This window comes from Roseofilum capinflatum BLCC-M114, from assembly GCF_030068505.1.
Classification (GTDB): domain Bacteria; phylum Cyanobacteriota; class Cyanobacteriia; order Cyanobacteriales; family Desertifilaceae; genus Roseofilum; species Roseofilum capinflatum.
In genome coordinates, this window is record NZ_JAQOSO010000104.1 from 117,327 (window position 1) to 128,592 (window position 11,266).

The following is an 11,266-nucleotide window of genomic DNA, read 5'->3' on the forward strand; positions in this document are numbered from 1 at the left end:
TCTTCACAGATTCTAGCAGGTCTATGGCACTCTCTGGCAAATTTTCTTGATCGCTTAAGACTTTCTTTGAGAAGTTTTTATCTTCAGTGGGGTTCAATTGTTAATCCCCTATTATATAATACCCTATGCGTGGTGTATCAGGACTATTCTCATCCCCTTCACCACCCGTGGCTCAAGTCCCATTCAGTATACAGAATTTAGTGATGAAAGTTACCCAGGAAAAATTGCCCGCCAGTCAAATTGGCTTAGAAATTGAAGTGCCTGCCGAAACATCAAAGGCCGCCTATGAGCAGGTAATTAAGGACTTTAGCCGCTCGGCTAAACTTCCTGGGTTTCGGAAAGGGAAAATCCCTCGCCATGTGCTGATTCAACAACTCGGAAGTGAGAACCTCAAGGCAGCCGCCCTAGAGAAAGTGATCAAACAGTCCGTAGATGAGGCGATCGCCCAAGAAAAATTAGAAACCCTAGGCTCTCCCCAGCTCAAATCTGAATTTGATAGCCTGGTGAGCCAATTCAAGCCAGGGGAAGGCCTCACCTTTAAGGCGGCGGTGGATGTGCCCCCAGAGGTGAAATTAGCCGAATATAAAGGTTTAAGCGTCAAAGCCGAAGAAATTAAACCCGATCCAGAAGCAGTCAGTAACGTCCTCAAAGAAGAACAACAGAAACGGGCGACCCTGATTCCAGTCGAAGACCGGCCGTGTCAGCTTGGAGATGTGGCAGTGGTCGATTTTGTCGGCCGTCGCGTTGCTGGAGAAGGAACTGAACCGGAAGAAATTCCGGGAGCTAGTGCCACCGATTTTCAGCTTGAAATGGAATCAGACCGATTTATCCCCGGCTTTATCGATGGCATCGTAGGAATGCAACAGGGAGAGGCGAAAACCATTGCGGTAACCTTCCCAGAAGAGTATCCCCAAGAAGATATCGCTGGGCAACCCGCCGAGTTTGAAATTACCCTGAAAGAAATTAAGGAAAAGGAACTGCCCGAACTCGATGACGAGTTTGCCGAAGAAATTAGCGAATTTGAAACCCTAGAGGCCCTGAAAGACTCCTTAACGGAGCGGTTTGCCAAGGAAGCGGAAAACAAGACCAAAACCAATAAACATCAGGCCTTGGTGCAAGCACTGTTAGAGCAAGTCGAGGTCGATCTACCTGAAACTTTGATTGAGGAAACGGTTACCCAGCAGTTAACCCAAATGGCCATGCAGTTGGCCAATCAAGGGATTGATGTCAATCAACTGCTCACAGCCGATCGCATTCCCCAATTGCGCCAAAACAGCCGGCCAGAAGCCATTAGAGCGCTAAAAGAATCCTTGGCGATCGCCGAAATTTCAAAACAGCAATCTTTGCACGCGGAGGAGTCAGAAATTCAGGCTAGAATAGAAGAAGTATTAAAAACGCTTGAAGACCCCCAAGAAATTAACCGCGATCGCCTCAAGGAAGCCGTAACAGAAGACCTGAATCGGGAAAAAGTTATGGAATGGCTAGAAGCCAATGGCACAGTCGAATTAGTTCCAGAAGGCACGCTTAAAGAACCGGAACCTAGCCCAGAGACCGGCTCAGACCCAGAGAGTGAAACCCAAGAGTCGGCAACCGATTCTCCGAGCTAATTCAACCGCCCCTCTCCCCCTGCCCGGCCAAAAAAGCCAAACATTTGTGCCCTTTGCCTGCCAGAATGGGGGAGATTAAGGCATAATAAACCCAGAGGTGAATCAGCCTAAACTCAACCCTGAAACTCTGGACATCTATCTATAAGAAAATAAATTTGGAACTCAACGCCCTGAGAAACCCCATGATACTCCGATCCCAATCCCAGCATCGTTCCCCGGAAAGCTATAGCTCACAAGAGGTGATCTCCTCTAGCCCCCAAGGTGTAATTCCCATGGTAGTGGAGCAGTCAGGTCGCGGAGAACGGGCCTTTGATATCTACTCTCGACTCTTGCGAGAGCGGATTATATTTTTGGGAACGGCGATCGATGATATGGTCGCGGATTCAGTAGTGGCCCAACTGCTGTTCTTAGAAGCAGAAGAGCCAGAAAAAGACATTCAACTCTACATTAACTCCCCAGGGGGATCGGTGACGGCTGGCATGGCCATGTACGATACCATCCAGCAAATCCGCCCCGATGTGGTCACCATCTGTTATGGATTAGCCGCCAGCATGGGAGCATTTCTCCTGGCCACGGGAAGTCCGGGAAAACGGATGTCTTTACCCAACTCCCGGATCATGATCCACCAACCCTTGGGAGGGGCCCAGGGACAAGCGGTTGATATAGAAATTCAGGCCAGAGAAATTCTCTATCATAAAAGTACCCTAAATGGGTTATTAGCCCATCACACAGGTCAACCCCTTGAACGTATTGCAGAAGATACAGAACGAGACTTTTTCATGTCGGCTGAGGAAGCGAAAACCTATGGTCTCATTGACCAAGTGATTGTTCAACCTCAGTCCCATCCATCTGACTCCAACCCCACTGTTTAATCAGAGGCCGCTATATGTCTAAATATGACTCCCATCTCAAATGTTCGTTTTGTGGAAAATCCCAGGAACAAGTTCGGAAGTTAATCGCGGGCCCAGGGGTCTACATTTGCGATGAATGTGTGGAACTCTGTAATGAAATTCTGGATGAAGAGCTGTTTGATTCCAGTTCGACTTCGGCTCCTCCTAGTCCAAGACGGGGAGAACCGGCTCAGAAAAAACGGCGATCGCGCACAGCGAATTTAACCCTGGGTCAGATTCCTAAACCCAAAGAGATCAAACATTATCTCGACGATCATGTAATCGGCCAAGAAGAAGCCAAAAAAGTGCTATCCGTGGCCGTGTATAACCATTACAAGCGATTGAGTTTTATCCAGTCCAAGGCCAACACCGGAGCCAATGGAGGAAAACCCAGTGCAGAAGATAATATAGAATTGCACAAATCAAATATTTTGCTCGTCGGGCCCACCGGATGTGGTAAAACCCTCTTAGCCCAAACCTTAGCAGAAATGCTAGATGTGCCGTTTGCTGTCGCTGATGCAACGACCCTCACGGAAGCGGGTTATGTGGGTGAAGATGTAGAAAATATTCTCCTGCGCCTGTTGCAAGTAGCGGATTTTGATGTGGAAGAAGCCCAACGGGGCATCATCTACATTGATGAAATTGATAAAGTGGCCCGCAAGAGCGAAAATCCATCCATCACCCGCGATGTGTCCGGGGAAGGAGTGCAACAAGCTCTGCTGAAAATGCTTGAAGGCACGATCGCCAACGTGCCCCCCCAAGGAGGCCGTAAACATCCTTATCAAGATTGTATACAAATCGACACAAGTAATATTTTATTTGTCTGTGGTGGAGCCTTCGTGGGCCTCGATAAAGTCGTCAGCCAACGGACAGGTAAAAAATCCATGGGCTTTATTCAACCCGGAGATAACCAAGCCAAGGAAAAACGGGCAGCCGATGTCCTGAAGGCATTAGAGCCAGAAGATCTGGTCAAATTTGGTATGATTCCTGAGTTTATAGGCCGGATTCCCGTGGTTGCCGTGGTCGATCCCTTGGATGAAGAAACCCTCAAGTGTATCCTCACTCAACCCCGCAATGCCCTGGTTAAGCAGTATCAAAAACTGCTGAAAATGGATAACGTGGCTCTGGAGTTTCGCCCAGAAGCAACGGAAGCGATCGCCAGGGAAGCCTATCGCCGGAAAACGGGAGCCAGAGCCTTACGCGGTATCGTCGAAGAACTGATGTTAGAAGTCATGTACGAATTGCCCTCGCGCAAAGATGTCACTCGCTGTGTGATAACCAAAGACATGGTAGAAAAGCGATCGACCGCCGAACTGCTTCTCCATCCATCCTCCTTACCCAAACCCGAATCTGCCTAGCCCTCGATCATGCCAGAGATAACAGTCCGTGGGGTTAACCACTATTATCAGTGGATAACCACAACTCCTAGTGCCTCCCTTCCCCAAAAACCGGTTCTCGTGTTCCTCCATGGTTGGGCCGGATCGGCTCGCTATTGGGAAAGCACAGCAGAAGCCTTTAAAGAAGACTTTGACTGTCTACTCTACGATCTGCGAGGCTTTGGGCGTACTCGACTGCCCCAAACGCCCCTAGGATTAAGTTACGCCCTCGAAGAATATGCCGAAGATCTGGCCCACCTCCTCAATCAACTGGGACTCAAACGGGTTTGGATCAACGCCCATTCTACCGGAGCCTCGATCGCCGTTCTCTTTGCCCAAAAGTATCCAGAGCGTCTTGAAAAGCTCATCCTCACCTGTAGCGGCATCTTTGAATATGACCGTCCTTCCTTTGAAGCCTTCCATAAATTTGGCGGTTACGTGGTCAAATTCCGCCCCCCCTGGTTAGCCAAAATTCCCCTTGCCGATCGCTTCTTTATGGCCCGGTTTCTCTGTCGCCCCATTCCCAACCAACAGCGCCAAGCCTTTCTCACCGACTTCCTGATCGCTGATACCGAAGCTGCTTTAGGAACCATCTACACCTCCGTCAGCGAACACATGGCTACAACCATGCCCATTGCCTTTTCCCAGCTCTCCATGCCCGTTTTGCTCATCTGTGGCGAGAAAGACCAAATTATTCCCGCCCCTATGGGAAAAAAAGCAGCCGATTTAAATCCCAAGATTCGCTATCAAGTCCTGAAAAAAACCGCCCACTTTCCCATGTTGGAAGATCCCACCCTTTACCTCTCCTGCGTGCGGGAGTTTATGGAAAATAGGGAATAGGGAATGGGGAACACTGAGTTTTACCTTTTGCCTCCCCCTCACCTACAACCTTAACTGGTGGCCAAGACCTTTTGCCTTTTGCCTTTTGCCTTTTGCCTTTTGCCTTTTGCCTTTTGCCTTTTACCTTTTGCCTTTTGCCTTTTGCCTTTTACCCATTACCCAAAAGTTCGGTATCCTGTAATTAGTTTTCCCTGTTATTCCCTGGCTAATCCATGAACGAAGAGCATACACCCACCTCCCCCTTCGAGTCTCCTGAGTGCGAGCCAACGGCGGAATCGGTGACGGATAATCCACCTACAGAACCAGAGGCGATCGCGGCTGGGGTGGAAGTCAACCCAGAAACCGAGAGCGCTGAGTTTACTGATGTTTCCGTAGAACTCAAACTTGAGGCCATCACCCATGATAGTCTCAACTGGCAAGACATCGAAGAATCGGTGAATGAATGTATTGCTCCAGAAGTCTTAGAAGCTCTGCAACAGGAAATGGAGCAAGCCTTACATAAGAATGGACTGCTGCTCGATCGCATCAGTCAACTTGAAAATGCCCTAGCCCATTCTCAACATGCCCTACAAACCTATCAAGAGCGCCAACCGGCTACAGAAGCCCTCTTATCCCAACGTTTAGAAGAAATTAATACTCTCCAAGAAGAAAATAAACGCCTATTGCGGGAGTTAGAACAATCCCGACACAGTAGCCAACGGCAACAAATTTTAGTTGAAACTTTAACCGAACAGCTCGAAAGTAGCCAAACTCAAACAGCAAGACTCGAACGAGATTGTGCGATCGCCCAACAGCGCTGTCATGAACAAGCCACCCAACTCAATCAACGGGATAAATTTTGTATTGACTTACAAACCCGTCTCCATCGTCAACAACGATATACCCTACAATTCAAAAATGCCCTCGATCGCTGTTTAGAACTATCCCCCTCTCATCGAGAACATATCCTTAATGAATCTCCGGAGACTCTCGACCCCAAATTAACCAAACTTGAACCCGGATTAACCCCCAAAGTGGTGGCGATTCAACCTTGGTCAATCAATCAATGGCAAGATGCTGTACCGGAAACCGAGCGCTGCGATCCTCAACCGGAGGCGATCGCCTCTAGGGATGGAGAAGATCGGGAAACCCTGTCTCTAGATTCCCCAGAGTCAGGAACTCAACCCCCCACATCTGCGGTTAATCGTCCTCCCTTAAAGCTTTTCAAACCCGAAGAATCTTTAGCATCGAACCCAGAACCTCCTCAAGATTCCCATCTGGCGATCGAGACTGGGGCAAATTCTCCCCCCATCCAAGCCTCACAAGAGTTAGAAGAGTTAGAAGACTCAGAAGACTTAGATCCTGAACCTCCGTCCTTTAGTGCCGAGTTTGATGATACCGAGGAAACTTTTTCAGAGCCAGAAGAGCCAGCTCAATCTGAAGGAGTGACTGACAACTCAGAGGACTCAGATCCATCAGATGAAGCAGAAGAGATCCCTGCTCAACAGACTTCCCCATCGGATGAACCAGAAAGAGAAAGTCCTGTGAATCTTCCCCAAGGGAATTGGCCCTCCCCCTTAGTGTATCCCCTGAGACCCCCGAAAAAGCGTAAATCCTTCGCGGCGATCGATTTGCCCTCTTTTCCCCGTTCATAAGTCAAACATCCGTTTCAACAGAGCAGATAAACGGAATTGAATTCATGAAAATTAGCACTCGCTTAATTTTAAGTTATGGTTTAATGACGGGTTTAGTCGTGGGGACGAGTCTCTATAACCTTTTTAATATAAACCGTCTGGCTCAGTTAACAACTGAACTTTATGAGCATCCCTATACGGTCAGTACCTCAGTTTTGCGGGTAGAGTCAGGGATTGTCAAAATGCATCGCTCGATGAAAGATGTAGCCTTAGCCAAGACTCCACAAGGAATTGTGCAAGCTCGCACCCAAGTCGATCGATATGAGCAGCAAGTTTATGCAGAATTCGATCGAATAACTCAGCAGTTTTTAGGCGATCCTCAAAAAATTTATGAGGTTCGGCAAAAGTTTTCCAATTGGAAACCCATTCGGGATGAAGTGATTCAATTAATGCAAGCAGGACAAGCAGAAGAAGCGGCTAATATTACCCAGGAAAAAGGCGCTGATTATGTAGAATCTCTTGTCAGAGATGTCCAAGACATTATTGACTTTGCTGAAAACAAAGCCCAAGAGTTTTTAGAAGAAGCTAAAAAAGCGCGATCGCAGGTGATTGTAAATACGCTTATTCTACTGATTGTTTTTGCCCTTTCGAGTATTATTGTAGGGGGCATAATCACAAACTCTATTCGTCGTTCTCTGGCGGAAGCCATCCAGATTAACAATCAATTGTTTCAGGGGAATTTACAGACGAATATCAAGGTTAATACCCAGGATGAAGTTGGCCAGTTGATGAATTCTGTTGAACACATGGTCGAGAATTTTAAGTCCACCTTATTACAAGTTCAAACGGTCAGTAACAGCGTAGCAATGGGTAGCAAAACGATGAAAGAGCGAGCGATGCATATGGCTTCCGGGGTAACTGAACAAGCAGCCTCAACAGAAGAGGCATCTACATCTATTCATCATATAGTTGACTCGATTCGTCAGAATACTAGCTATGCTTCAGAAACCCTAAATTTAGCCTCAAAAGCATCTGGTGATGCCCAAGAAACTCGTGAATCTATGTTAGCCGCTCTAGAGGTGATGAAAGCCATTGCAGACAAGATTGGGGTCGTTGAACAAATTGCCCTACAAACCAATGTTTTAGCTCTCAATTCGAGTATTGAAGCGGCGCGATCGCAGGAATCGGAAAAAGGCTTTAGTGTGGTGGCGGCGGAAGTGAGACGGTTAGCCACTCGCACTCGGAATGCAGCCTCAGAAATTAATCAGTTAGCTAGTTCGAGTCTGATCGGTATTGCCAAAGCAGAAACTTTACTCAATCAGTTATTTCCTGGTATTGAAAGAACCAATCAATTAGTGGAAAAAATTAGTTTAGTGAGTACGGATCAATTACAAGGTTCAAATCAGATTAATCAAGCAATTGTAAATTTAGATGAAGTGAATCAACAAAATGCTCAGTTGGCCAACGATCTCTCCCAACTTTCCCAAGATTTAGCCGAGCAAGCGGAAGAATTAAAAGAAATGATTAGTTTTTTTAAGGTGGATTAATTTTTGATCTGAAATTGAGCGATAGGGTTACCCAGTGCTTAACCTAGCTCAGGAAGTTTCTAAGATAAGATTGTAGCAATCTCTATCAGTCTCTAGTGAGACTAGGCGATTCTGCTCTGCATACGCTCACAGTTGTTTGGGTATGAGCGATCGCCAATGATACCCCCTTAGATTGTTTTTAGTCACATCCTTCCCCTAAGCTTCTATGCTCGATCCTGAATATCACATTCGTCTTCTTCAAGGGGTGACCCAAGCGACCCATTGCTTACTAACCCTTTCGGATCGCCATGAAGCGATACATCAGGCTTTAGCTCATGTAGGACAAGCTTTGGCAGTCGATCGGGTGTATATTTTCCAGAATCATAGCGATCCGGTTACCCAGTCTTTGTTGGCTAGTCAATGGTGGGAATGGACTCCCGAACGAATCTCCCTTCCGTTTAATAATCTAGAATTACAAAACTTATCCTACACTACGGTGCTGCGGCGCTGGTATGATTACCTTTCCCAGGGCAAACCGATTACCGGTTATCCAGAGGAGCTGCCAGAATGGGAAAAGCAGTTATTAGGCGATCGCCAAGTTTGTTCCCTGCTGGTGCTGCCGATCTTTGTGGATCGAGAATTTTGGGGATTTATCGAGTGCGATGATTGTCAAACCGATCGCCTATGGACAGCAGAAGAAATCAAAATTTTAACCACTGTTGCCGATAGTTTTGGGGGAGCGATCGCTCACCATCGCGCTCAAACCGAACTCAATCACATTCAAACTCAACTCGAAGCGGCCATTGAGGAACGAACGTTTAAGCTCAGAGCCGCAGTGAAACAACTGCAAGGGGAAATCAACAAGAAAGAAAAAATTGCCACTCAACTGCGCCATAACGCCTACCACGATCCCCTCACCGGGTTAGGCAACCGTGCCCTGTTTATGGAGCATTTACAAACAGCGATCGACCAAGCTCAAGCCTCTGAAGACTATAAATTTGCCATCTTATTTTTAGATCTCGACCGTTTCAAAGTCGTTAACGATACTCTTGGCCATACCCTCGGCGATCTGCTCCTGATTGAATTATCCCAACGCCTGAATCAGATTTTACAACAACACACCCATCTGGCGATCAAACAGAGTCTCATTGCCCATTTAGGCAGTGATGAATTTGCGATCCTTTTAGCTCCTCTCTCCGACCTTTCCCAAGCCAATCAATTAGCCGAAACCATTCATCAAGACATGAACCATCCCTTTGTTGTTGATGGTCATGAAATTCTCACCACTGTGAGTATTGGTATTGCTGTCAGTTCTACCGGCTATCAACGACCCGAACAAGTGCTTCGGGATGCAGATATTGTCATGTATCATGCCAAATCTAAAGGACGCGCTCGCTATGAAGTTTTTGATTTAGAAACTCATACACGAGTCATGGCTCAATTGCAACTCGAAAACGATCTCCGTCGTGCTGTACAATTCCTCGAAAGTCCTGATACCCTCAAACATAATCAATTTATTGTCTATTATCAACCGATCACCTGCTTAAAAACTGGGTTAATTGCTGGATTTGAAGCCCTGCTGCGCTGGCAGCATCCACACTTAGGGATGGTCTCACCCGTGCAGTTTATTCCCATTGCTGAAGAAACTGGATTAATTGCTTTATTGGGGCAATGGGTACTCGAAGAAGCTTGTCTTCAATTACGCCTATGGGAAAGCTATGGCCACCATAGCTTAACTATGGCTGTTAATTTATCGGGTTGTCAGTTATCCCGACCCGATTTACTAGAAAAAATCGATCAAATTATTCATAAATCCCAGATTAATGCTGACCATTTGAAGTTAGAAATTACGGAAAGTATGATTATCAACAATGCTGAGTATGTCAAACAAGTCTTAAGTCAATTAAAACAACGCTCAATTAAACTCTGCATGGATGATTTTGGTACAGGATATTCATCTTTAAGTTATTTACATCGATTTCCCTTAGATATTCTCAAAATTGATAAGTCCTTTGTGAGTAACATGGGCGAAGATGGAGAACAGTCGGATATTGTCAGGACAATTATTAATTTAGCCCATCACTTAAATATGCAAGTGATTGCAGAAGGCGTAGAAACATTAGGACAACTGAAAATATTGTCTGAACTCGGTTGTGAATGGGGACAAGGCTACTTTTTTTCTCGCCCTATGGATGGAGAAAAGGCACTCAATTTACTGGAAAATCAAGAGTGATCGTTAAATTTCTGAGTCTGCAAAAAATTGCCTAAAACTAGGTTAAACGGTTCTGGTTCAACTAAAAAGGCCCAATGGTTACCAGGAACGGTTTCAATCTTTAAAGGATGCAGATAAGTTTGGTAGGGTTTTAATTGCCAGCTTGTGCGATTGAGTCCTTTGTCTGGAGTAATCAATAAGGTGGGGATGTCTAGGTTTTGGGTTAGTCCAGCAACTTGCATCACTTCCTTAAAAATCTGGTTGCGAGCAGCAACGGTGAATTTACTTCCCCAGGTTCCATCGGGTTTAGACTCTATACTTTCTTGAAAAACTTGTTGTTGTAAATCACTCCATCCCCGGTATTGTTTGAGGGTTTTGGCTTTGGCTTTGGCTGCTTCGTAGCTGCTAAATGGCCCCATGCCTTGTAGGAAGGGGAGAACGCGATAGAGTAAGGGAAAGGTGACTTCAAAGATCCGGGGAATTTGATCGATAAAAAAGGGATCGACTAGGGTCATACTCCGAAAGCGTTTTGGGTTTTGACTGGCCCAGAGGGGGAGAAATTTGGCGGAAAAGGAATGACCGACAATATGGGCACTTTCCCATCCCAGATGCTCCATTAAGCCTTCTAAATCGGCAATCAGGTGATGAAAGGTATATCCAGTTTCGGGTTTATCACTTTCGCCATGGCCGCGCAAGTCGGGGGCAATACAATGAAATTCTGGCCCTAAAGAGGTGGCTAAAGTTGACCAGACTAGGGCGTGATCGGCTAACCCATGCAATAACAAAACGGGTTCTTGTCCGGAATGCCATTGCAGGTAGGAGAGTTGCAGTTGATCGGTGGATAAGGTATGACGGGTAGCCATAAAGCTCATCAGAAAAATTGGGTCTGAAACCCCGCCCTTCCAGGGCGGCTTTACTAACCATAGGCTACCACAATTACATCTTAGGTGCTACCCTGTAAAAAATCCTTTGACTCCAACATGGAAAGAGCATTTAACTACCGATTTTACCCAACCTTAGAGCAAGAGTCCCTATTGCGGCGAACTTTGGGTTGTGTAAGATTAGTTTACAACAAAGCGCTCCATGAAAGAACTCAGGCTTGGTATCAACGACAAGAAAGAATCGATTACGCTCAAACATCTTCTCTAAGGTCAAATCTATTTAGCCAAATGTAAAGAACCCTTAGCCATTCGTTGGTCTCG

8 protein-coding genes and 1 pseudogene are annotated in these 11,266 nt (G+C 46.2%); 8 read left to right on the forward strand and 1 reads right to left on the reverse strand.

Annotation, left to right across the window (positions count from 1 at the left end; translation table 11 throughout):
• Nucleotides 1–203 precede the first annotated feature (203 nt).
• From tig to PMG25_RS20730, 7 genes are all read left to right on the forward strand, one after another.
• Nucleotides 204–1,607 carry a trigger factor gene (tig, locus tag PMG25_RS20700; RefSeq protein ID WP_347178895.1) on the forward strand — a complete coding sequence of 468 codons (1,404 nt, stop codon included), beginning with the start codon at nt 204–206 and terminating at the stop codon, nt 1,605–1,607.
• Between the two features lie 185 nt (nt 1,608–1,792).
• Nucleotides 1,793–2,479 (forward strand): ATP-dependent Clp endopeptidase proteolytic subunit ClpP, encoded by a 687-nt coding sequence (clpP, locus tag PMG25_RS20705; RefSeq protein WP_347178896.1) that lies wholly within the window; start codon nt 1,793–1,795, stop codon nt 2,477–2,479.
• Nucleotides 2,480–2,493: 14 nt separating this feature from the next.
• Nucleotides 2,494–3,855 (forward strand): ATP-dependent protease ATP-binding subunit ClpX, encoded by a 1,362-nt coding sequence (gene clpX / locus PMG25_RS20710; RefSeq protein WP_283768795.1) that lies wholly within the window; start codon nt 2,494–2,496, stop codon nt 3,853–3,855.
• A gap of 9 nt (nt 3,856–3,864) precedes the next feature.
• Entirely contained in the window at nt 3,865–4,713 is an 849-nt protein-coding gene (locus tag PMG25_RS20715) for an alpha/beta fold hydrolase (protein WP_283768796.1), read from the forward strand.
• A gap of 212 nt (nt 4,714–4,925) precedes the next feature.
• Nucleotides 4,926–6,347 carry a hypothetical protein gene (locus PMG25_RS20720; RefSeq protein WP_283768797.1) on the forward strand — a complete coding sequence of 474 codons (1,422 nt, stop codon included), beginning with the start codon at nt 4,926–4,928 and terminating at the stop codon, nt 6,345–6,347.
• Between the two features lie 44 nt (nt 6,348–6,391).
• A complete protein-coding gene (locus PMG25_RS20725; RefSeq protein ID WP_283768798.1) occupies nt 6,392–7,873 on the forward strand; it encodes a methyl-accepting chemotaxis protein in 1,482 nt (493 codons plus the stop codon).
• Between the two features lie 205 nt (nt 7,874–8,078).
• Nucleotides 8,079–10,085 (forward strand): bifunctional diguanylate cyclase/phosphodiesterase, encoded by a 2,007-nt coding sequence (locus PMG25_RS20730; protein WP_283768799.1) that lies wholly within the window; start codon nt 8,079–8,081, stop codon nt 10,083–10,085.
• Here PMG25_RS20730 and PMG25_RS20735 read toward each other — a convergent pair.
• Complete coding sequence (locus PMG25_RS20735; protein WP_283768800.1) at nt 10,076–10,927, reverse strand: alpha/beta fold hydrolase; 852 nt, start codon at nt 10,925–10,927, stop codon at nt 10,076–10,078. The genes PMG25_RS20730 and PMG25_RS20735 overlap by 10 nt on opposite strands.
• Nucleotides 10,928–11,044: 117 nt before the next feature.
• Here PMG25_RS20735 and PMG25_RS24550 point away from each other — a divergent pair.
• Nucleotides 11,045–11,212: pseudogene (locus PMG25_RS24550) on the forward strand (helix-turn-helix domain-containing protein); the annotation flags it as partial.
• Between the last annotated feature and the right edge of the window lie 54 nt (nt 11,213–11,266).